General features: G+C 71.9%; 17 protein-coding genes. 11 read left to right on the top strand and 6 right to left on the bottom strand.

Annotated features, from left to right (window positions below; all coding sequences use genetic code 11):
* The first annotated feature begins 12 nt into the window (after positions 1-12).
* The 5 genes from VE614_RS20065 (at position 13) to VE614_RS20045 (ending at position 7,016) form a co-directional block, all read left to right on the top strand.
* The gene (locus VE614_RS20065) at positions 13-2,013 is read left to right on the top strand and encodes a copper resistance CopC/CopD family protein (RefSeq protein WP_324938643.1); all 2,001 of its coding nucleotides are present in this window, start codon (positions 13-15) and stop codon (positions 2,011-2,013) included.
* 10 nt (positions 2,014-2,023) lie between these two features.
* Positions 2,024-3,319 carry an iron uptake transporter deferrochelatase/peroxidase subunit gene (gene efeB / locus VE614_RS20060; RefSeq protein ID WP_324938640.1) on the top strand — a complete coding sequence of 432 codons (1,296 nt, stop codon included), beginning with the start codon at positions 2,024-2,026 and terminating at the stop codon, positions 3,317-3,319.
* Positions 3,320-3,422: 103 nt separating this feature from the next.
* Positions 3,423-4,355: a prephenate dehydratase gene (gene pheA / locus VE614_RS20055; RefSeq protein ID WP_324938638.1), complete on the top strand. Its 933-nt coding sequence runs from the start codon at positions 3,423-3,425 to the stop codon at positions 4,353-4,355.
* Positions 4,356-4,932: 577 nt separating this feature from the next.
* On the top strand, positions 4,933-6,210 hold the full coding sequence (gene serS, locus VE614_RS20050; protein WP_324938636.1) for a serine--tRNA ligase: 1,278 nt from the start codon (positions 4,933-4,935) through the stop codon (positions 6,208-6,210).
* Positions 6,207-7,016 (top strand): HAD family hydrolase, encoded by an 810-nt coding sequence (locus tag VE614_RS20045; RefSeq protein ID WP_324938634.1) that lies wholly within the window; start codon positions 6,207-6,209, stop codon positions 7,014-7,016. The genes serS and VE614_RS20045 overlap by 4 nt, the downstream gene beginning before the upstream one ends.
* 280 nt (positions 7,017-7,296) lie before the next feature.
* On the opposite strand, the gene VE614_RS20040 is transcribed toward VE614_RS20045, so the two are convergent.
* The 4 genes from VE614_RS20040 to VE614_RS20025 are packed head-to-tail and all read right to left on the bottom strand — an operon-like array spanning position 7,297 to position 10,789.
* Positions 7,297-8,016, bottom strand: coding sequence for an ABC transporter permease subunit (locus VE614_RS20040; RefSeq protein WP_324938632.1), 720 nt, complete (start codon positions 8,014-8,016; stop codon positions 7,297-7,299).
* A 10-nt stretch (positions 8,017-8,026) separates the two neighbouring features.
* Positions 8,027-8,938, bottom strand: coding sequence for an ABC transporter ATP-binding protein (locus VE614_RS20035; protein ID WP_324938627.1), 912 nt, complete (start codon positions 8,936-8,938; stop codon positions 8,027-8,029).
* Positions 8,935-9,837: an ABC transporter permease gene (locus VE614_RS20030; RefSeq protein WP_324938624.1), complete on the bottom strand. Its 903-nt coding sequence runs from the start codon at positions 9,835-9,837 to the stop codon at positions 8,935-8,937. The genes VE614_RS20035 and VE614_RS20030 overlap by 4 nt, the downstream gene beginning before the upstream one ends.
* Positions 9,827-10,789, bottom strand: a complete 963-nt coding sequence (locus VE614_RS20025) for an ABC transporter ATP-binding protein (protein ID WP_324938713.1) — start codon at positions 10,787-10,789, stop codon at positions 9,827-9,829. The genes VE614_RS20030 and VE614_RS20025 overlap by 11 nt, the downstream gene beginning before the upstream one ends.
* A 204-nt stretch (positions 10,790-10,993) precedes the next feature.
* Between VE614_RS20025 and VE614_RS20020 the strand changes: the two genes are divergently transcribed.
* The 6 genes from VE614_RS20020 to VE614_RS19995 all read left to right on the top strand — a co-directional run bounded on the left by VE614_RS20020 (position 10,994) and on the right by VE614_RS19995 (position 17,927).
* Entirely contained in the window at positions 10,994-11,836 is an 843-nt protein-coding gene (locus tag VE614_RS20020; RefSeq protein WP_324938620.1) for a M24 family metallopeptidase, read from the top strand.
* Positions 11,833-13,593 carry an SDR family oxidoreductase gene (locus VE614_RS20015; protein ID WP_324938617.1) on the top strand — a complete coding sequence of 587 codons (1,761 nt, stop codon included), beginning with the start codon at positions 11,833-11,835 and terminating at the stop codon, positions 13,591-13,593. The genes VE614_RS20020 and VE614_RS20015 overlap by 4 nt, the downstream gene beginning before the upstream one ends.
* 128 nt (positions 13,594-13,721) lie before the next feature.
* Positions 13,722-14,612, top strand: a complete 891-nt coding sequence (locus VE614_RS20010; RefSeq protein ID WP_324938615.1) for a DUF2797 domain-containing protein — start codon at positions 13,722-13,724, stop codon at positions 14,610-14,612.
* Positions 14,613-14,715: 103 nt separating this feature from the next.
* Positions 14,716-15,453, top strand: coding sequence for a response regulator transcription factor (locus VE614_RS20005; RefSeq protein ID WP_324938612.1), 738 nt, complete (start codon positions 14,716-14,718; stop codon positions 15,451-15,453).
* A 117-nt stretch (positions 15,454-15,570) separates the two neighbouring features.
* Complete coding sequence (locus VE614_RS20000; RefSeq protein WP_324938609.1) at positions 15,571-17,043, top strand: MFS transporter; 1,473 nt, start codon at positions 15,571-15,573, stop codon at positions 17,041-17,043.
* Positions 17,044-17,168: 125 nt separating this feature from the next.
* A complete protein-coding gene (locus VE614_RS19995) occupies positions 17,169-17,927 on the top strand; it encodes a TetR/AcrR family transcriptional regulator (protein WP_324938607.1) in 759 nt (252 codons plus the stop codon).
* 3 nt (positions 17,928-17,930) lie between these two features.
* On the opposite strand, the gene VE614_RS19990 is transcribed toward VE614_RS19995, so the two are convergent.
* Positions 17,931-18,755, bottom strand: coding sequence for a YceI family protein (locus VE614_RS19990; protein WP_324938604.1), 825 nt, complete (start codon positions 18,753-18,755; stop codon positions 17,931-17,933).
* A gap of 98 nt (positions 18,756-18,853) precedes the next feature.
* The gene (locus VE614_RS19985) at positions 18,854-21,379 is read right to left on the bottom strand and encodes an MFS transporter (protein ID WP_324938601.1); all 2,526 of its coding nucleotides are present in this window, start codon (positions 21,377-21,379) and stop codon (positions 18,854-18,856) included.
* Between the last annotated feature and the right edge of the window lie 4 nt (positions 21,380-21,383).

Genomic DNA, 21,383 nt, shown 5'->3' with positions numbered 1-21,383 from the left:
GGAGGGAACACCGTGACGCAGACCATCGCCCCGCGGGTCCGGAGCCTGGTGCTGCTGCTTCTGGCCGTCGCCGCCGCGCTCCTCGCCGGTGCCGCGCCGGCCTCCGCGCACGCCGCGCTCACCAGCAGCGACCCCCGGCAGGGTGCGGTGGTCGGCAAGGCGCCCGAGCAGGTCTCGCTCACCTTCTCCGAGACGGTCTCGCTGTCCGACGACGCGCTGCGGGTGCTCGACCCCAAGGGCGGGCGCGCGGACACCGGCGAAGCCCGCGGCACGGGCGCGACGTACACCGTGAAGCTGCGGCCGGGGCTGCCCGACGGCACCTACACGGTGTCCTACCAGGTGGTCTCGGCGGACAGCCATCCCGTCGTCGGGGCGTTCACCTTCTCCATCGGCGCGCCCTCCGCGACCACCGTCACGGTGCCGGAGGGAACGGCGGGCGGTGGAGCCGTCGGATTCCTGTACGGCGTCGGCCGTTACGCGTCGTACGCCGGGTTCATCGTGCTCGTCGGCGGCGCCGCGTTCGCGCTCGCGTGCTGGCCGCGCGGAACGGGCGTGCGGGCTGTGCAGCGGCTGGTCGTCTCCGGCTGGGTGACGCTCACCGCGGCCACGCTCGGCCTGCTGCTCCTGCGCGGCTCCTACACCACCTCCGGGAAGCTCGGGGACGTCTTCGACCTGGAGCTGCTGGGGCAGGTGCTCCAGACCAAGACCGGCGCGGCCCTGGTGTCCCGGCTCCTGCTGCTCGCCGCGGCGGCGCTGTTCATCGCGGTGCTCTTCGGGGCGTACGCCAAGCGGATCGAGGGCGAGGGCGGCGCCGGCGGAGAAGGCGAGGACGCCGACGAGGCCGCGAAGGAGGCCCGGGACCTGGCCTTCGGGCTGGCCGTCGGCGGGGTCGTCGTGGCCGCCGGGCTCGCGGCGAGCTGGGCCATGGCCGAGCACGCCTCCACCGGGATCCAGCCGGGGGTCGCCATGCCCGTCGACGTCCTCCATCTGCTGGCGGTCGCGGCCTGGCTCGGCGGGCTGGCCGCGCTGCTGGCCGCGCTCTACCGGGCCCCCGTCGAGGCACCGCTGGAGGCGACGGCCGTACGGCGGTTCTCGCGGGTCGCCTTCGGCAGTGTGCTGGTCCTGGTCGCGACCGGGCTCTACCAGTCCTGGCGGCAGGTCGGCTCCTGGTCGGCGCTCACCGGCACCCGGTACGGGCAGTTGCTGTGCCTGAAGGCCGGGCTCGTGGTGCTGCTCGTCGGCATCGCCTGGTTCTCCAGGCGGTGGACCGGGCAGCTGGCGGACACGGTGACGGCGGGGGCCGAGCGGGAGAAAGCGCCGGTCGCGGCCGGGGCCGGCGGCACGGTGGACGCCGACGGCGGCACGGTGGACGCCAGTGGGGGCATGGAGGACGGCAGGGGCGGCTCTGTGGATGCCGGGGAGCGCGACGGCGTCGACCCGGAGCGGGCCGCCCAGCTCGCCCGGCAGCGGGCCGCCGTCGACGCCGCGCGGCAGAAGCGGCTGCGGGACGCCGACCCCACCCGGTACGGCCTGCGCCGCTCGGTGCTCGCCGAGGCGGGGGTCGCGGTCGTCCTGCTGGCCGTCACGACCCTGCTGACGTCCACCGAGCCGGGCCGTACCGAGGAGGAGGCCGAGGCGGCCACGGCGGCTTCGGCGCAGACCTCCGCGACCGGGACCGTCACCCTGGACATGCCGTTCGACACCGGCGCCCGGGACGGCAGGGGCGTCGTGCGGATCGACCTCGATCCCGCCCGGACCGGCGCCAACGACCTGCATGTCTATGTGACGCGGCCCAACGGCCGGGCCTTCGACGTCCCCGAGGTGAAGGTCGCCTTCACCCTGGAGTCCCAGGACATCGGGCCGCTGCCCGTCGTCCCCGACCACATCACCACCGGACACTGGTCGGCGAGCGGAGTGCAGATCCCCATGGCGGGCGAATGGAAGATCGCCGTGACCGTGCGGACCTCCGACATCGACCAGGTGACCGTCGACAAGAACACGCAGATCGGCTGAACCGCACATCATGGCTGACCACACGGCTGACCCGTCCGTTCCGCAGGCCCGGACACCCGACGCGCCCTTCCCGAATGCCCCGTCGAGCTCCGGGGCGGGCATCTCGCGCCGCCGGCTGCTCGGCACCGCCGGTGCGACCGGACTGGTGCTCGGCGCGGCGGGCGCGGCCGTGGGCCACGCCGCGGCGCCGTCCGGGGCGACTCCGCTCACCTCGCTCGGCGCCGAGGAGGTGATGTTTCACGGGAAACATCAGCCCGGCATCACCACCCCCATGCAGTCCCGGGGCCATCTCGTCGCGTTCGACCTCGCTCCCGGCGCGGGCCGCAAGGAGGCTGCCGCGCTGCTGCGCCGCTGGTCGGACACGGCCCGGCGGCTGATGGCGGGCGAACCGGCCCGGCAGGACGACACGGACATCGCCCGCGACGCCGGCCCCTCGTCCCTCACGGTCACCTTCGGCTTCGGCCACGGTTTCTTCGGCCGTACGGGCCTGGAGAAGCAGCGCCCGGTCGCCCTGGACCCGCTGCCCGACTTCTCCTCCGACCGGCTGGACAAGGCCCGCAGCGACGGCGACCTGTGGGTGCAGATCGGCGCCGACGACGCGCTGGTCGCCTTCCACGCGCTGCGCGCCCTTCAGAAGGAGGCGGGCGGGGCGGCCCGGGTCCGCTGGCAGATGAACGGCTTCAACCGCTCGCCGGGCGCCACCGCGCACCCCATGACGGCCCGCAATCTGATGGGCCAGGTCGACGGCACCCGTAACCCCAAGCCGAGCGAGCCCGACTTCGAGAAGCGGATCTTTGTGCCGGAGGGCGCGGAGCCCGCCTGGATGGTCAACGGCTCCTACGCCGTCGTACGCCGGATCCGGATGCTCCTCGACGACTGGGAGAAGCTGTCGGTCAAGGCGCAGGAGGACGTGATCGGGCGCCGCAAGTCCGACGGGGCGCCGCTGTCCGGCGGGGACGAGACCACCGAGATGGACCTGGAGAAGACGGACGCCGAGGGCAGCCTGGTCGTGCCGATCAACGCGCACGCCCGGATCACCCGGCCCGACCAGAACGGCGGCGCGGCGATGCTCCGGCGCCCCTTCTCCTTCCACGACGGCATCGATCCCGACGGGGTGCCCGACGCGGGGCTGCTCTTCATCTGCTGGCAGGCGGACCCGCTGCGCGGCTTCGTGCCGGTGCAGCGCAAGCTCGACCGCGGCGACGCGCTGTCGCGGTTCGTCCGGCACGAGGCGAGCGGGCTGTTCGCGGTGCCGGGCGGGGCGGCGGAGGGGGAGTACGTGGGGCAGCGGCTGCTGGAGGGGTGACCAGGGCCGGAATCGGGGCCGGGACGGGGCTCGGGATCACTCCCCGGTGGGGTGTTGGTGAGACGTCCCGGCCGGGGACCGAGGGGCCCATTAGGGTGAGGACATGCCAGCCAGCTATGCGTATCTCGGCCCTGAAGGCACCTTCACCGAAGTCGCCCTGCGCACGCTCCCGGAGGCGGCGACCCGGGAACTGATCCCCTACGTGTCCGTGCAGTCCGCGCTGGACGCGGTGCGCAACGGCGAGGCCGAGGCGGCCTTCGTGCCGATCGAGAACTCGGTCGAGGGCGGCATCACCACGACCCTCGACGAGCTGGTCGCGGGCCGGCCGTTGATGATCTACCGCGAGGTGCTGCTGTCGATCACCTTCGCGCTGCTGGTCCGCCCGGGCACCAAACTGTCCGACATCAAGACGGTCACCGCCCACCCGGCCGCGCAGCCGCAGGTGCGCAACTGGCTCAAGACGCATCTCCCGGACGCCGCCTGGGAGTCGGCCGCCTCCAACGCGGACGGCGCCCGCCTGGTGCAGGAGGGCCGCTACGACGCCGCCTTCGCCGGGGAGTTCGCGGCGGCGCGGTACGGCCTGGAGGCCCTGGAGACCGAGATCCACGACGCGGAGAACGCCCAGACCCGCTTCGTCCTGGTGGGCCGCCCGGCCCGGCCCGCGGCGCCGACCGGTGCGGACAAGACGTCGGTGGTGCTGTGGCAGCGTGACGACCACCCGGGTGCGCTGCGCGATCTGCTGGGCGAGTTCGCCTCCCGGGGCATCAACCTGATGCTGCTCCAGTCCCGGCCGACCGGCGCGGGCATCGGCAACTACTGCTTCTGCATCGACGCCGAGGGCCACATCTCGGACCGCAGGGTCGCCGAGGCGCTGATGGGACTGAAGCGGATCTGCCTCCAGGTGCGCTTCCTCGGGTCGTACCCGCGCGCGGGGGTGGAGCCGGCGGAGGTCCTGCCGCCGCGGCAGGGCACCTCGGACGAGGCGTTCGCGGAGGCGTCGGACTGGGTGGCGCGCTGCCAGGACGGGCGCTTCTAGGCCTGCCGGAGCAGGCGCTTCCAGACCCGCTGGGGCGGGTGGTTTCAGCCAGTCCTACCTGCCGACTTTCCTTATCCACAGGAGTTATCCACAGGTCTGCTTCTCGACCTGGGGACAAGTCGACACGGAAGCGCCATTCGGTCGACAAATCGCCCTAGAGGCGGCAAGGCCGTCCACAGGGGCACAGGTCACCCTTCGTCCATCCGTTTCCTTCGATCAAGCCTTTGGGGTGGCCCATTTCCACTCGAAAGTGGTGCGGGGGTCGGTTTGGATCGGGAATTCACCGCCTCGATCGCCCGATTCGGAATGATCACTTCCGGTGTCCACAGATCTTTCGCACAGCCTGTGGATAACTCTTCGGGGCTGTGGATTCCTGTGGATGAAGGGCATCCAAGTCCCGTGCGCCACAAGGAAATCCGGTCAACGGGAGGCCCTGTGGCGTGCCCCGTTCCGGGGAGTGAGATCCTTTTTATTGACACCGTGGAACACAGCGGGCAATTGCCACGGAAGGGGTCGTAAGCCGCGCCGCGGAATAGCGAGTCGTGAGCCGTCACCCCGCACCGGTAGCCTGGAGCGCGTGATTGACCTTCGCCTGCTCCGTGAGGACCCCGACCGTGTGCGCGCCTCCCAGCGTGCCCGTGGAGAGGACGTCGCGCTCGTCGACGCTCTCCTGTCTGCCGACGAGCGGCGCAGGTCGTCCGGCGTCCGCTTCGACGAGCTGCGGTCCGAGCAGAAGTCGCTCGGCAAGCTGATCCCCAAGGCCTCGGCGGACGAGAAGGCCGAGCTGCTGAAGCGGGCCGAGCAGCTGAAGGCCGACGTCAAGGCCGCCGAAGCCGAGCGTGACGCCGCCGACGCCGAGACCCAGCAGCTGCTGCTGAAGCTGGGCAACCTCGTCCACCCCGGCGTGCCCGTCGGCGGCGAGGAGGACTTCGTCACGCTGGAGACGCACGGCACGATCCGCGACTTCGGCGCCGAGGGCTTCCAGCCCAAGGACCACCTGGAGCTGGGCCAGCTGCTCGGCGCCATCGACGTCGAGCGCGGCGCGAAGGTCTCCGGCTCCCGCTTCTACTTCCTCACCGGTGTCGGCGCGCTGCTGGAGCTGGCCCTGGTCAACGCCGCGATGGCGCAGGCCACGGCGGCCGGCTTCACGCCGATGCTGACGCCCGCGCTGGTGCGCCCGCAGTCGATGGCCGGCACCGGCTTCCTCGGCCAGGCCGCGCAGGACGTGTACCACCTCCAGAACGACGACCTGTACCTGGTCGGCACCTCCGAGGTGGCGCTCGCCGCGTACCACATGGACGAGATCATCGAGGCCGACCGCCTCCCGCTGCGCTACGCGGGCTTCTCGCCCTGCTTCCGCCGTGAGGCCGGTTCGCACGGCAAGGACACCCGCGGCATCTTCCGCGTGCACCAGTTCGACAAGGTCGAGATGTTCTCCTACGTCACCCCGGAGGAGTCGCAGGAGGAGCACCAGCGGCTGCTGGAGTGGGAGAAGCAGTGGCTGACCTCCCTTGAGCTGCCGTTCCGGGTGATCGACGTCGCCACGGGTGACCTCGGTTCCTCGGCCGCCCGCAAGTTCGACTGCGAGGCGTGGATCCCGACCCAGGGCAAGTACCGCGAGCTGACCTCGACCTCGGACTGCACCGAGTTCCAGTCCCGCCGCCTGTCGATCCGCGTCCGCGAGGGCAAGCAGGTCCGGCCGCTGGCCACGCTCAACGGCACCCTGTGCGCCGTACCGCGCACGATCGTGGCGATCCTGGAGAACCACCAGCAGGCCGACGGTTCGGTGCGCGTGCCCGAGGTGCTGCGTCCGTATCTGGGCGGCCGTGAGCTCCTGGAGCCGGTCGCCAAGTGAGCACGGTCCCCGGGTTTCCTTACCGGCTGATCGCGACCGATCTCGACGGAACGCTGCTGCGCTCCGACGAGACCATCTCGCGGCGCACCCGTGACGCGCTCGCCGCGGCCACCGCGGCGGGCGCCGCGCACATCGTCGTCACCGGGCGCGCGGTCCCGTGGACCCGGCACATCCTGAACGACCTGGGCTACCGGGGCCTCGCCGTGTGCGGCCAGGGCGCGCAGCTCTACCACGCCGGGGAGGGGCGGCTGCTGACCTCGGTGACGCTGGACCGGCAGCTGGCCGGGCTGGCGCTGGCCAAGATCGAGGCGGAGGTCGGCCCGCTGTATCTGGCCGCGAGCCGGGACGGCCTGGACGGCGATGTGCTGGTGGGGCCCGGCTACGCGGTGCAGGGCACCCTGCCGGCGACCCCGTTCACGGACGCGGCCGACCTGTGGACCGCCCCGCTGAACAAGCTCTACATCCAGCATCCGACGCTCGGCGACGACGAGCTGGCCGAGATCGCCACGCGTGCGGCCGGGGGCTTCGTCACCGTCGTGGTCGCGGGCGCGGGCATCGTGGAGCTGCTGCCGCTCGGGCTGTCCAAGGCGACGGGTCTGTCCCTGGCGGCCCGGCGGCTCGGGCTGAAGGCGGCGGACACGCTCGCCTTCGGTGACATGCCGAACGACATCCCGATGTTCGGCTGGGCGGCGCGCGGTGTGGCCATGGCCAACGCCCACGAGGAGCTGAAGGCGATCGCCGACGAGGTGACGTCCTCCAACGAGGAGGACGGGATCGCGGTGGTTCTGGAACGGTTGCTGCCGTAGAAGTCGGGAGGGGCGGCCCACGCGAGCGCCCTCGCTCGCGTGCTCGAAGCGGCCGCCCCGGGCAGCTCCCCGTGTCCGGCGGCTCCACGGAGTGGTAACGGCTACTCCGGAGCCCGCCGCCGGCTGCCCTGCCGGGAGTCCGGCGCTCTGCCGTGCATGGGCATCGCCGAACTCCTCTCCCGGCTCGTGGTGGACGGCAACCACTGTGCCGGTGCGGGGAGTTCGGCGCCACCGAATAAATGCGGCCGTACGTTCGATTCGCTACGGTCGCGCGGTCCTCCTACTCCTCGCCCGCCAGGGTCAGCGAGCGCAGCTTCTGGCCGGCGTACCAGGTGGCGAGCACGGTCACCGCGGCCAGCAGCACCGCCGCCGTGGTCAGGCCCACGTCGGAGGTGATCAGATCGCCGCCGGAGACCTTCTGGGCCACCGCGAGCGACCACTGCTGGACGCTGAGCGTGCGGGCGCCCGGCACCAGGGAGCCGAACAGCGCCTCCCAGACCAGGGCGTACACCAGGCCGAGCACCACGGCGTGCCGGGAGACCGTGCCGAGCAGCAGGAAGAGCGCGGCGTAGGCGATCGAGGCGACCAGCGCGGCGACCGTGTAGGCGACGGCGATCTGCTGGCCGTTGCCGTTGAGGATCAGGCCCGCGACGAGGGTCGGGACCGCGGAGAACACCATGGTGACGGCGATGGCGACGATCAGCTTGGTGTAGATGATCGTGGGCCGCTTCAGCGGCTTGGACAGCAGATACACCACGGAGCCGTCGTCGATCTCCGGGCCGATCGCTCCGGTGCCGGCGATGACGCCGATGATCGGCACCATGGTGGCGAGGGCGAAGCCGCCCAGCACGTTCACGGCCGTCTGGTCGTCGGCGCCGGACAGCAGGCGCACGGCGACCGCGATCACGATCAGCAGCAGGGGCAGCGCGCCGAGGATGAGGGCCCGGCGGCGGCCCAGCAGGGCTCGGTAGGTGAGCCGGGCGACAGTGGGGTCGTACATTTTCGGCCTCCTACGCCGCGACCAGATACGAGAACACGGACTCCAGGGACTCGTCCGACGGCGAGACGGTCAGCAGCCGGATGCCGTGGTCCCTGGCCACCCTGGGCAGCAGGGTGGTGAAGCGGCCGAAGTCGACGGCCTGCACGCGCAGGGCGCCCTCGGTGAGGTCCACCTCGATGCCGGAGGTCGACGGGTCGGCGATCAGCGCGGCGGCCAGGGCACGGTCGTCGCTGGAGCGCACGAGGTAGCGGTGCGGGCGGTCGGTCATCAGGCGGCGGATCTTGCGGAAGTCGCCGCTGGCGGCGTGCCGGCCCGCGACCACGACCTCGATGTGCCAGGCCAGCTGTTCGACCTCTTCGAGGATGTGGGAGGAGAACAGCACCGTGCGGCCCTCGTCGCCCATGCACCGCAGCAGGTCCATCAGCTGCATGCGCTGGCGCGGGTCCATGCCGTTGAACGGCTCGTCGAGCAGCAGCACGGAGGGCTCGTGGACGAGGGCGGAGGCCATCTTCACGCGCTGCCGCATGCCCTTGGAGTAGGTGGCGATCCTGCGGTCCTGCGCGTACTCCATCTCGACCGTGGCGAGCGCCTTGCGGGCCTCCTTGTCGCCCAGGCCGTGCAGTTCGGCGTTGGCGAGGACGAACTCGCGGCCGGTGAGGAAGTCGTACATCGCCTCCCGCTCGGGGACGATGCCGATGTGCCGGTAGATCTGCTCGTTGCGCCAGACCGGCTGCCCGTCGAGGGTGACCGAGCCGGTGGACGGGGCGAGGAAGCCGGCCATGAGGTTGATGAGGGTGGACTTTCCGGCGCCGTTGGGGCCGAGCAGGCCGGTGACGCCGGGGCCGATCGACATGGTGATGTCGTTGACGGCGACCACGTTGCCGAACCAGCGGGAGACGTGGTCGATGCTGAGCGTGGTCACAGGCCCACCTTCCGGTAGCGGCGCATCAGCAGGCCGTAGCAGCCGGCGATGAGGCCGAGGGCGACGATGACGTAGACGGCTCCCTGGCCGTCGGAGGGACCGACGCCGCCGGGGAAGGTGGAGTCGGCGCCGAGGAAGGCGGACTGCACGCCCTCGACCAGGGTGATCGGCGAGAACAGGCCGATCCAGCCGATGGCGTCGGTGGTGTCCTGTTCGAAGGCGATGGCCTGGAGGGTGGAGACGGCGCCGTAGGTGATGGTCAGGACGGCGATCACGGCGGCGATGCCGAAGCCGCGGCGCGGGGTGACGGCGGCGAGGACCAGGCCGAGGCCGGCGAAGAGCAGCGAGAGCAGTGCCACGGAGACGAGTCCCTGTGCGAATCCCTTGGTCTGGTCGGCGAAGTCGAGCTTGGCGAGCAGCGCGCCGAGGTAGAGCACGAGCAGCGGGGTGGCGGTGAGCAGGAACATCGCCGAGGCCAGCGCCGCGTACTTGGCGCGGACGTAGTCGGCGGTCTCCATGGGCCGCGAGAAGTACAGCGGGACGGTCTTGAAGCGCAGGTCGCGGGAGACCGACTGCGGTGCCTGGGAGGCGACGTACAGGCTGATCACGGCCTGCATCAGGATCGCGTAGCGGGTGTAGTCGACGGGGAGGTCGTTCGCCTTGGTGGCGACGGCGACCGCGACCATGATGCCCGCGGGCAGGCACATCACCGCGAACAGCAGCATCGGCAGCACCTTGGACTTGGCCGAGCGGCCGAGGCCGTAGGCGCCGCGCAGGGACTGCGAGTAGAGGGCGCGGCGGATGTAGGCGCGGCCCAGACGGGGGCCGTCGTAGCCGCGGTAGCCGATGTCGTGGATGCGGGTCTGGTCGCCCACGACGACGGGGTGGTCAGTTGCCATGGCCCACGGCCTCCTTCCGCTGGTCGCCGGTCTCCTGGAAGACCTCCGAGATGTGGTGGCGGCGCTGCTCCATGCGGACCAGGCCGAGTCCGAGGTCGGCGACGAGGTCGCGGACCACGTCGTAGGTCTCCTCGCCCTCGGCGGTGAGCAGCAGGACGTGGCCCGCGCCGGGCAGGCCGCCGCCGTGCTCGACGGTGATGCCGCGCGCGTGGAGCGCCTCGCGCATCGCGCGGGTGCCGTCGGGGTGCTCGTCGCTGTCGGTGACCTCGACGGCCAGGGTGGTCGTGGTCTGGGTGAAGTCGGTGGTGGAGCTGGAGCGCAGCAGCTTGCCGCCGTCGATGACGACGACGTGGTCGCAGGTGCGTTCCAGCTCGCCCAGCAGATGGGAGGTGACCAGCACCGAGATGCCGAAGTCGGTGTGGATGCGGCGGATCAGGGCGAGCATGTCGTCCCGGCCGACCGGGTCCAGGCCGTTGGTCGGCTCGTCCAGGAAGACCAGCTGGGGGTCGTGGACGAGGGCCTGGGCGAGCTTGACGCGCTGCTTCATGCCCGTGGAGTAGCCGCCGATCGGGCGGTACCGCTCCTCGTAGAGCCCCACGTGGCGCAGGGTGTCCGCGGTGCGCTCGCGGGCGGCGGCGGGCGGCAGGCCGGACATGCGGGCCATGTGCACGACGAACTCGGTGGCCGAGACGTCGGGCGGCAGGCAGTCGTGCTCCGGCATGTAGCCGACGCGCTCCCGGATGGCGGCGCCCTCGGTGGCGACATCGAGTCCGAGCACGCGGGCGTGGCCCTCGGTGGCCGGGGACAGACCCAGCAGGATCTTGATCAGTGTCGACTTGCCGGCGCCGTTGGCTCCGACGAGTCCGGTCACACCGGGCCCGACGTCCACGGAGAGCCGGTCAAGCGCGGTCACCCTCGGGTACCGCTTGCTCAGGCTTTCGGTCGCGATCACAGTCACGTTCACGAAGGTAGTGACCCGGGCCACGCCAGGTCGTCAGCCCGCAGAGCTGTCCTCGCGTCAGACTCCAGTCGTACGGGCCCGTAGGGGATGCCGTGCCTGAGAGCTACGGATCACGCCTATTGACGCGGACTCTAACAAGCTGCGAGATTCACTCCCGTCAAGTTACGGGTGCGTAGCGCAGTCGAAGGGGACCGCATGACGACGGCGGTGACGAGCGAACTGTCCGCGGAGCTGAGCGGATTCCGGCAGGTCCAGCGGCTGGCGTACGAATGCGCGGAAGCGGTCGCCGCGCGGCTGGCGCCGGGCGTGACCGAACGCGAGGCGGCGCGGATGCAGCGCGCGTGGCTGCGCGAGCGGGGCGTACGGGACTGGTTCCACCTCCCCTTCGCCTGGTTCGGCGACCGCACCGCGTTCGTGAACTTCCGCGTGCCCCTCCAGTTCTTCCCCACCAGCCGCCGGCTGGAGCCCGGGATGCCGTTCATCCTCGACATGGCTCCCGTGTACCGCGGCTACACCGCCGACATCGGCTACTCCGGCTCCCTCGGCGTCAACCCGGTGCAGCACAAGCTGATGGACGACCTGGCGGCGCACCGCGAGCTGATCCTGCGCGAGGTGCGCGAACGCCGCCCGCTCCGGGAGATCTACGAGGACGTCGACCGCCTCATGGTCCGCCAGGGCTACGCCAACCGGCACCGCGCGTATCCCTTCGGGGTGATCGCGCACAAGGTCGACCGGGTGCGGGAACGGCGCTTCTCGCCCCGGCTGTTCGGGTTCGGCACCCAGTCCCTGAAAGGGCTCGCGGCCGACGCGCTGCACGGCCACCGGGAGGGCTGGTCGCCGCTGTGGTCCCCGTACCGCTTCTCGGACCACCCGCCGCGGCCTGGCCTGTGGGCGGTCGAACCCCATCTCGGCTTCCGGGGGACCGGCGCGAAGTTCGAGGAGATCCTGGTCGTGACGGACTCGAAGGATCCCGCGGAGAGCGCCTTCTGGCTGGACGACGATCTGCCGCACGTGCGGCGCTGGACGGAGGAGAAGTGACGGTGCTCAAGGGGGCGCGCGAGCGCTGGGTGCGGACCGGGGGCGTCGAGCTGTGCGTGGCCGAGCTGGGCGACCCGGAACAGCCGACGGTGGTCCTGGTGCACGGCTACCCGGACAGCAAGGAGGTCTGGTCCGAGGTCGCCACCCGGCTCGCCGGCCGCTTCCACGTGGTGCTCTACGACGTACGCGGCCACGGCCGCTCCACCGCGCCGCAGCCGCTGCGGGGCGGCTTCACCCTGGAGAAACTGACCGACGACTTCCTCGCCGTCGTGGACGCGGTCAGCCCCGGCCGGCCGGTGCACCTGGTGGGGCACGACTGGGGCTCGGTGCAGTCCTGGGAGTTCGTCACCGTCCGGCGCACCGAGGGGCGGATCGCCTCCTTCACCTCGATGTCCGGGCCCTCCCTCGACCACTTCGGGCACTGGATCAACCGGCGTCTCAGGCGGCCCACCCCGCGCCGCGTCGGGCAGGTCCTCGGGCAGGGCGCCAAGTCCTGGTACGTCTACCTGCTGCACACGCCCGTACTCCCCGAACTGGCCTGGCGCGGGCCCCTCGGGAAGGCCTGGCCGCGGCTGCTCGCGCGGGCCGAGAGGATACCGCGCGGCGACTACCCCACCTCCTCGCTGCCCACCGACGCCGCCCACGGCGCCTGGCTGTACCGCGACAACATCCGGGCCCGGACGCGCCGCCCGCGCGCGGACGCGTACGCGCACGCGCCCGTGCAGCTCATCACGCCCCTCGGGGACGTGTTCCTCTCCGAGCGGCTGTACGACGACCTGGAGCAGTGGGTGCCGCAGCTGACCCGGCGCACGCTGCCCGCCAAGCACTGGGTGCCGCGGACCCGGCCCGACCAGCTCGCCGCGTGGATCGAGGAGTTCGTGACCGGCGTCGAGGGCGGGCGTACGGCCCCGGCGACCGGCAGCGGCCCGTACGCCGACCGGTTCGGCGGACAGCTGGTGCTGGTCACCGGCGCGGGCAGCGGCATCGGGCGGGCCACGGCGTACGCGTTCGCCGAGGCGGGCGCGCGGGTGGTCGCCGTGGACCGGGACGCGGAGGCCGCGGCCCGTACGGCCGAGATGGCGCGGTTGCTCGGGTCGCCCGCGGCGTGGGCGGAGACCGTGGACGTCTCCGACGAGCAGGGCATGGAGGAACTCGCCGAGAAGGTCGCCGCCGAGTACGGCGTGGTGGACGTCCTGGTCAACAACGCCGGGATCGGGCTGACCGGGTCCTTCTTCGACACCACACCCGAGGACTGGAAGAAGGTCCTCGACGTCAACCTGTGGGGCGTCATCCACGGCTGCCGGCTGTTCGGCGGGCAGATGGCCGCGCGGGGGCAGGGCGGGCACATCGTGAACGTGGCGTCCGCGGCGGCGTACCAGCCGTCCAGGGCACTGCCCGCCTACAGCACCTCCAAGGCCGCCGTGCTGATGCTGAGCGAATGCCTGCGCGCGGAGCTGGCCGGACAGGGGATCGGGGTCAGCGCGATCTGCCCCGGTCTGGTCAACACGAACATCACCGCCACGGCCCGTTTCGCGGGAGTCGACGCGGAGGAGGAGCGGCGGCGGCAGAAGCGGACGGCGAAGCTGTACGGGATGCGGAACTATCCGCCGGAGAAGGTCGCCGACGCGGTGCTGCGGGCCGTGGTGCGGAATGCGGCGGTGGTGCCGGTGACCCCCGAGGCGCGGGGTGCGCGTCTGCTGGCGCGGGTCGCTCCGCGGGTGTTGCGGGCGGTGGCGCGGGTTCGGCCGCCGGTGTGAGGTGTGCTCCGCGGGGTCGGCCGCCGGTGTCAGGTCTCGGCTGCCCCTGGGGGCTTGCAGGCTTGCCGGCTTGAGGGCTCGCGGGCTTGAGAGCGCGTTGTCAGTGCCTCGTTCTACGCTCGCGAGTGATGACACAGATGTGGAAGTGCGGCGGGCTGCGGTGGGTGGACGGTGGGCCCGTGCTGCGCTGGGACGGAGGGCGGAGCAGTGCGCTGACCTGGGGGAAGCGGGTGGCCTTCCGGGTGGTGGACAGGGTCGGGCGCGGCTGTGTGGGGGCGCGGGGGCACGCCTGCCCCGTGCGGGCCGTGATCGCGGGGCGGAGCCTCGGGGGCCGGTGCGAGGAGTGCGCGCGCCTGGACCGGGCGCACTCCGTGGCCGCCGACACCCTCGCGGACGATCCGCGTCCGTATCACGTCTACCTCGCCTGGTTCGGCCCCGGCCTCACCAAGGTCGGGATCACCGCCGTCGAGCGGGGCTCCGCGCGGCTCCTCGAGCAGGGCGCGGTCTGTTTCAGCTGGCTCGGTGCCGGGCCGCTGATGGCCGCGCGGCGCACGGAGGAGCTGCTGCGGGCCGCGCTGGGCGTGCCCGACCGTATCCCGTACGCCGAGAAGCGTGCCGTACGGGCCGCGCTCCCGCCGACGGCCGCGGAGCGCGCGGCGGAACCGGCCGAGCTGCACGCCCGCGCGGTCGGTCTGGACGGCTGGCCCGAGTCCCTGGTCCGGCGGCCCTTCCGGCCCGTGGACCACATGGACGCCTTCGGACTCGCCACCGCGCCCTCCGCCGTCGCGGAGGTGACCGAACTGGTGCCGGGCGGCGCGGTGAGCGGCGAACTGGTCGCGGCCGCCGGACCGGACCTGCATGTGAGTGCGGTGACGGGCGGCAACGGCGGAGTCGTCGTACTCGACACCCGGCTGATGACGGGGTGGGAACTGGTGTCCGCCGGGGACGGCGACGAACTGTCGGTGCCGGTGCGCGAACTGCGCGGCACGGCATCCCATGAGCAGGACGGGCTTTTCTGACCGGGGCGGGCTGAGCGTCGCCTGTCTCCGCCCTGTGTGTTTCTCAGGTAATTCACAGGTAGCCGCAAGAACGCTCTCAGAGGGCGCCGACAAGGTGTCCAGCATGACCACGACCTCGCCCCAGGGGCGCACCGAACTGCTGAGGCCGGACGGGAGCCCCGTCCGGGTGCTTGTGGTGGACGACGAGCTGTCGCTCACCGAGTTGCTGTCCATGGCCCTGCGCTACGAGGGGTGGCAGATCCGGACCGCGGGTGACGGCCAGGGTGCCGTGCGCACCGCGCGGGAGTTCCGCCCGGACGCCGTCGTCCTGGACATGATGCTGCCGGACATGGACGGCCTGGCCGTCCTCGGGCGGTTGCGCCGCGAACTGCCGGACGTGCCGGTGCTCTTCCTGACCGCCAAGGACGCCGTCGAGGACCGGATCGCGGGGCTGACCGCCGGCGGTGACGACTACGTCACCAAGCCGTTCTCGCTCGAAGAGGTCGTCGCGCGGCTGCGCGGGCTGATCCGCCGCTCCGGCGCCGCCGACCGCCGCTCCGGCTCCGTGCTGGTCGTCGGTGACCTCACGCTCGACGAGGACAGCCACGAGGTCACCCGCGGCGGCGACTCCATCCACCTCACCGCCACCGAGTTCGAGCTGCTGCGCTTCCTGATGCGCAACCCGCGCCGGGTGCTCAGCAAGGCGCAGATCCTGGACCGGGTCTGGTCGTACGACTTCGGCGGGCAGGCCAACGTCGTCGAGCTGTACATCTCCTATCTGCGGCGGAAGATCGACGCCGGGCGGGAGCCGATGATCCACACCCGGCGCGGCGCCGGTTATCTGATCAAGCCCGCCGCGTGATGACCGGGCGGCGACAGACGCGGACGCGGAGGCGGGTGCGGCGGTGACCCGGCCGCGCACCCCGCGCCCTCGCTTAACCGCTGTACACCGTATAGGAGGCCCTATACGGTGTACAGCATGTCCTCGACGTCCAAGGTGCGGTCTCCGCACGACACCCGGGGCGGCCACCCGCAGCGCTGGCTGATCCTCGGTGTCATCTGTCTCGCCCAGCTGACGGTCCTGCTCGACAACACCGTCCTGAACGTGGCGATCCCCTCCCTCACCGAGGAACTGGGCGCCACCACCTCCGACATCCAGTGGATGATCAACGCCTACTCGCTGGTCCAGTCCGGCCTGCTGCTCACCGCGGGCAGCGCGGCCGACCGCTACGGCCGCAAGAAGATGCTGATCACCGGTCTGGCCCTGTTCGGCATCGGCTCGCTGGTCGCCGGACTCGCCGACTCCACCGCCCAGCTGATCGCCGCTCGGGCCGGTATGGGCGTCGGCGGGGCGCTGCTGCTGACCACCACCCTCGCGGTGGCGATGCAGATCTTCGCGCCGGAGGAGCACCCGAAGGCCATCGGCATCTGGAGCGCGGTCAACGCGCTCGGCTTCGCGACCGGGCCGCTCATCGGCGGGTTCATGCTGGACCACTTCTGGTGGGGCGCGATCTTCCTGATCAACCTGCCGGTCGCCGCGCTCGGCCTGGCCGCCGTGGTGGCACTGGTCCCGGAGTCCAAGAACCCGCAGGGGGACCGGCCGGACCTGCTCGGCGCGGTGCTCTCCACCATCGGCATGTCGTCGCTCGTCCTCGCGATCATCTCCGGGCCGGAGCACGGCTGGTCGTCCGGGTGGGTGCTGGCCGGCGGCACGGCCGCGGTCACCGTCCTGGCGGTGTTCGCCTGGTGGGAGAGCCGGATCCCCTGTCCCATGCTCGACATGCACTTCTTCCGCGACCGCCGGTTCACCGGCGCGGTCGCCGGTGCCGTGCTGATCACCTTCGGGATGGGCGGGGCGCTGTTCCTGCTCACCCAGCACCTTCAGTTCGTCCTCGGCTACGGCCCCCTGGAGGCGGGCCTGCGCACGGCGCCGCTGGCGCTGGCGGTGGTGGCGCTGAACTTCTCCGGGCTGTCGGCGAAGTGGACCACGAGGCTCGGTACGCCGGTGTCCGTCGTGCTGGGCATGGTGCTGATGTCCGGCGGCCTGGTCTCGATCGCCACGCTCGGCACGGGCGGGTACACGGGGATGCTGCTCGGGCTGGTGCTGATCGGGGTGGGGTGCGCGGTCGCCAACCCCGCGATGGCGCACGCGATCATGAGCAGTATTCCTCCGGCGAAGGCGGGTGTCGGTGCGGGCGTCAACGGCACGCTCGCCGAGTTCGGCAACGGGCTGGGCGTGGCCGTGCTCGGGGCGGTGCTGAACGCGCGGTTCGCGGCGGTGTCCCTGCCGGTGGCCTTGGCGGCGGCCGGGTCCGCTGTGGAGCGCGAGCGCGTGATCGACGCGTACGCCGACGGGCTGTCGGTCAGTCAGCTGGTGGGGGCGGTGGCCGTGCTGCTGGGCGGGATCGTGGCGGCGGCGTTGTTGCGGCGGGCCGAGCGGGAAGAGGCCTGAGGAGGCGGGGGGTGCGGTGCGGTCCGCGGCCGCGGGTTCGTCGTGCCTGGTCGCGCGGTTCCCCGCGCCCCTGGGGCCTGTCCTAGGGTGACTGGCGTGACCTGCGGTGGAATGTGAGGAGAAGTATGGCCAAGGACGCTGGTGAACAGGCGGCGCGGGCCAGCGTCTGGCTGGAGGGGAAGGAACGGCGTCGGCGGGGCGGCGGGCAGCCGTCCGGGCTGGACCGGGAGCGGATCACCGAGGTGACCGTGCGGCTGCTGGACGCCGAGGGGCTGGACAAGTTCTCCATGCGGCGGCTGGCCGCCGAGCTGAACGTGACGGCCATGTCCGTCTACTGGTACGTCGACACCAAGGACGACCTGCTCGAACTCGCCCTGGACGCCGCCTTCTGCGAGCTGCGGCTGCCCGACCCGGAGTCCGGCGAGGACTGGCGGGAGCAGCTGCGGGCACTGGCGGCGGAGTACCGGGCGCTGCTGGTGCGCCACCCCTGGGCCTCCCCGCTGGTGGGCCGGTACCTCAACATCGGGCCGAACAACCTGGCGTTCGCGCGCGTGGTGCAGCAGATCATCCGCCGCAGCGGCATGCCCGCCTACCGCATCACGAGCGCGATCGTCGCCGTCTTCCAGTTCGTCTACGGCTACGGCACCATCGAGGGCCACTTCTACACCCGTGTCGCCGACACCGGCCAGACCCCGGACGGCTTCTACGAGCAGGCCCGGCGCACGGTGAGCGAGGCACCCCAGACGAGCGAGTTCCTGGAGGAGTCGAAGGACATCATGGCGGCCCGGCACGACGAGACCGTCGCGGAACTGCTGGACCGCGACTTCACCTACGCCCTCGATCTGCTGATCGCGGGCATCGAGGCGATGGTCGAACGGGGCTGACGCCTACGGCTGGGGAAGGCACTCCCCCTGCACCGCCTGGATGTCCAGCTCCACCCGCAGGGTCGTGCCGATGGCGGCGATGCCCGCCTGCACGACCTGGTTGTAGTGCATGGCGAAGTCGTCGCGGCGCAGCTCGGCCGTCGCCCGGAACGCGGCGCGGGTGCCGCCCCACGGGTCGGCGCCGGTGCCGAGGTAGGAGAGGTCGAGGTCGACGGGGCGTACGACACCGTGCAGTCCCAGCTCGCCGTGGACCGTCCAGCGTCCGGGGCCGGCCGCGGTGAGGCCGGCCGACCGGTAGGTGATCTCCGGGAACCGCTCGACGTCGAGGAAGTCGGCCGACTTCAGATGCGTATCGCGCATGCCGTTGCCGGTGTCGATCGACGCGGCCCGGATGACCGCCTCGACCCGGGACTTCATGACGTCGTCGGGCGCGATCTCGATCGATCCGCCGAACTCGGTGAACCGTCCGCGCACGCTGGAGATGCCCAGGTGCTGGGCGACGGCGGCCACGCTGGAATGTGCCGGGTCGATCGTCCAGGGCCCGGGCGGCGGCAGCTCGGAGCCGCCGCCCTGCCGGGCCAGCGTGACCGTGCCGGCGTCCAGCCGGCCGCTCGCGGTGACGATCGCGCCGACGGCGTGCGGCGCGTGGCCGACGGCGGTGACGATCACCGTGTACGCCCCGGGCGCGAGTCGGGCCGCGTCCCGGACGACGCCTTCCGGGTCCGCCTCGGCGCGCAGCACCTGCGCACCGGCCATGTCGGTCAGCGTGACGACCGCGTGCGACACGGCCCATCCGTCCCGGGTACGGATCCTCGCGGTCAGTCCCATGTCCTCGTCCTCAGTCCTTCGAAGCTCGTGCCGTGCATGAGAACCGGCCCGTGGCGCGCGCCTCCGCTCAGAGCGCGCGCCACGGGCCGGGGTCGGGGTCACTCGCCGGGGTGGGCGAGTTCGATGTCGTGGTCGTCGACGCCCGCGCCGCCGACCGTCAGGGCGGTCGCCACCGGCGGGTAACCGGTCGCGATGACCGTGTACTCGCCGCCGTCCAGGTCGGTGAAGGCGTACGCGCCGTCCGTCCCGGTGGTGGCCGTGCCGGCCACGTTGCCCGCCGCGTCCACGAGGGTCACGCGGGCGTCCGCGAGGGGACCGTGCGGGGCGCGCACCACGCCCTGCACCCGGGCGCCGACGTCGAGGTCGACCTCGACCCGGGTGACCCCGGTGCCGCCCACCTCGACGGGCAGGGCACGCGGCCGGAACCCGGCGGCGTTCACCGCGACGGTCACCGGGCCGGGCACCAGCTCGGCGAAGCCGAACTCGCCCTGCTCCCCGGTGGCCGCGCTCGCCAGCAGATCACCGCGCACATCGGTGACGACGACCATCGCGTCCTTCACCGGCAGCGCGCTCTCGGCGGCCCGTACGACACCGTTCAGCCCGCTGGTGCCGCTGAGCAGGACGTCGTACGACACCGGCTCGTCGTTCACCACGATCGTGGACGCCTGCGGCTGGAACCCGTCGGCGGAGGCGATCAGCACGTAGGAGCCCGCCCCCGGCGCGTCCAGCGCGTAGGAGCCGTCGGCCTGGGCGACCGACCGGCCCAGCTGCCGCCCGGACAGCGAGATCAGCGTGACCGCGGCCTGCGGGGCGGGCGCGCCCTCGGCGCCGCGGACCTGGCCGCGGACCGGGATGCCGTCGCCGGAGGTCCCGGCGGGCGCGGCCACGGTGGCGGCCGGGGCGAGCTTCTGCGTGCCCTCGGGACCGGCCTCGGCGGCGGACGCGGCGGTCGTGGCCCAGCTCGGGACCTTCTCCTCGGCGACCGCGGCCGCGGCCGGGGCCTCGGCCTTCACCGGGGTGTCCGTCTGCGCGGCCTGCGCGAGGGCGCCGGACGTCCGCAGCGGGACCTCCTTGATGAAGAGGGTGACGAGGAAGGCGAGGAAGGCGATCGGCGCGACGTAGAGGAAGATGTCGGCGATGCCGTGCCCGTAGGCGCTCTCCAGCCAGGTGCGGATGCCCTCGGGCAGCAGGTCCATGTCGGGGATGGCGCCGCTGCCGGAGGCCTTCGCGGCCGCCGCCCGCTCCTGCGGGCTGAGCTGCCCGATGGTGTCCGAGGCGTAGTGGCCGATCCGGGTCGACATCACGGAGCCGAGCACCGAGACGCCGACCGCGCCGCCGAGCGACCGGAAGAAGGTCACGACGGAGGAGGCGGCGCCCAGGTCGCTCGGGGCCACCTGGTTCTGGGTGCAGAGCACGAGGTTCTGCATCATCATGCCGACGCCGAGGCCCATCAGCGCCATGAAGACCGCGATGTGCCAGTAGGGGGTGTCGTAGCGCATGGTGCCGAGCAGGCCGAGGCCCGCCGTCAGCAGCACACCGCCCGCGAGCAGCCAGGCCTTCCACTTGCCGGTCTTGGTGATGATCTGGCCGGAGACCGTGGACGAGACGAACAGGCCGCCGATCATGGGGATCGTCATGACGCCGGACATCGTCGGGGACTTGTCCCGGGCCAGCTGGAAGTACTGGCTGAAGTAGACGGTGCCGGCGAACATCGCGATTCCGACGAACAGCGAGGCGACCGAGGCCAGCGTGATGGTGCGGTTCCTGAACAGGCGCAGCGGGATGATCGGCTCGCTCGCCTTGGCCTCGACGAGCAGGAAGACCAGGGTGAGGGCGATCGCGCCGCCCACCATGACGCCCGTCTGCCAGGACATCCAGTCGTACTTGTCGTCGGCGAAGGTCACCCAGACGAGCAGCAGCGACACGGCGGCGGTGATGAAGAAGGCACCGGCCCAGTCGACCTTCACCTGGCGCTTGACCACCGGCAGGTGCAGCGTCTTCTGGAGCACCACCAGCGCGATCAGCGCGAACGGCACACCGACGTAGAGGCACCAGCGCCAGCCGAGCCAGTCGGTGTCCGTGATGACACCGCCGAGCAGCGGCCCGCCGACCGTCGCGACCGCGAACGTGGCACCGAGGTAGCCGGAGTAGCGGCCGCGCTCACGGGGGGAGATCATCGCGGCCATGATGATCTGCGCCAGGGCGGACAGACCGCCGGCGCCCAGGCCCTGGATGGCCCGCGCGGTGATCAGCATCGCCGGGTTCTGCGACAGACCGGCCACGACCGAGCCGACGACGTACACCAGCAGGGCTATCTGGACCAGCGCCTTCTTGCTGACCAGGTCCGCGAGCTTGCCCCACAGCGGGGTGGAGGCCGTCATCGCCAGCAGCGAGGAGGTGACGACCCAGGTGTAGGCGCTCTGGCCGCCGCCGAGGTCGGAGACGATCTCGGGCAGCGCGTTGGTGACGATCGTCGAGGACAGGATGGCGGCGAACATGCCGAGCAGCAGCCCGGAGAGCGCCTCCATGATCTGCCGGTGGGACATGGATGCGCCACCGGTGGAGTGGGAGCCTCCCCCGTGCTTGGCGTGGGCCCGCACACCGGCTGGTGTGGTCGTTGCCATGGGC

Source organism: Streptomyces sp. (assembly GCF_035645055.1).
In the GTDB taxonomy this organism is placed as follows: Bacteria; Actinomycetota; Actinomycetes; order Streptomycetales; family Streptomycetaceae; genus Streptomyces.
The sequence above is the reverse complement of the archived record's forward strand: the minus strand, read 5'-3'. Positions and strand labels throughout refer to the sequence as shown.

Coding starts and splice junctions, on each gene's coding strand:
- efeB (WP_324938640.1), top strand. CDS start 2,024: ATGGCTGACCACACGGCTGACCCGTCCGTTCCGCAGGCCCGGACACCC.
- pheA (WP_324938638.1), top strand. CDS start 3,423: ATGCCAGCCAGCTATGCGTATCTCGGCCCTGAAGGCACCTTCACCGAA.
- VE614_RS20040 (WP_324938632.1), bottom strand. CDS start 8,016: ATGTACGACCCCACTGTCGCCCGGCTCACCTACCGAGCCCTGCTGGGC.
- VE614_RS20030 (WP_324938624.1), bottom strand. CDS start 9,837: ATGGCAACTGACCACCCCGTCGTCGTGGGCGACCAGACCCGCATCCAC.
- VE614_RS20020 (WP_324938620.1), top strand. CDS start 10,994: ATGACGACGGCGGTGACGAGCGAACTGTCCGCGGAGCTGAGCGGATTC.
- VE614_RS20010 (WP_324938615.1), top strand. CDS start 13,722: ATGACACAGATGTGGAAGTGCGGCGGGCTGCGGTGGGTGGACGGTGGG.
- VE614_RS20005 (WP_324938612.1), top strand. CDS start 14,716: ATGACCACGACCTCGCCCCAGGGGCGCACCGAACTGCTGAGGCCGGAC.
- VE614_RS20000 (WP_324938609.1), top strand. CDS start 15,571: ATGTCCTCGACGTCCAAGGTGCGGTCTCCGCACGACACCCGGGGCGGC.
- VE614_RS19995 (WP_324938607.1), top strand. CDS start 17,169: ATGGCCAAGGACGCTGGTGAACAGGCGGCGCGGGCCAGCGTCTGGCTG.
- VE614_RS19990 (WP_324938604.1), bottom strand. CDS start 18,755: ATGGGACTGACCGCGAGGATCCGTACCCGGGACGGATGGGCCGTGTCG.
- VE614_RS19985 (WP_324938601.1), bottom strand. CDS start 21,379: ATGGCAACGACCACACCAGCCGGTGTGCGGGCCCACGCCAAGCACGGG.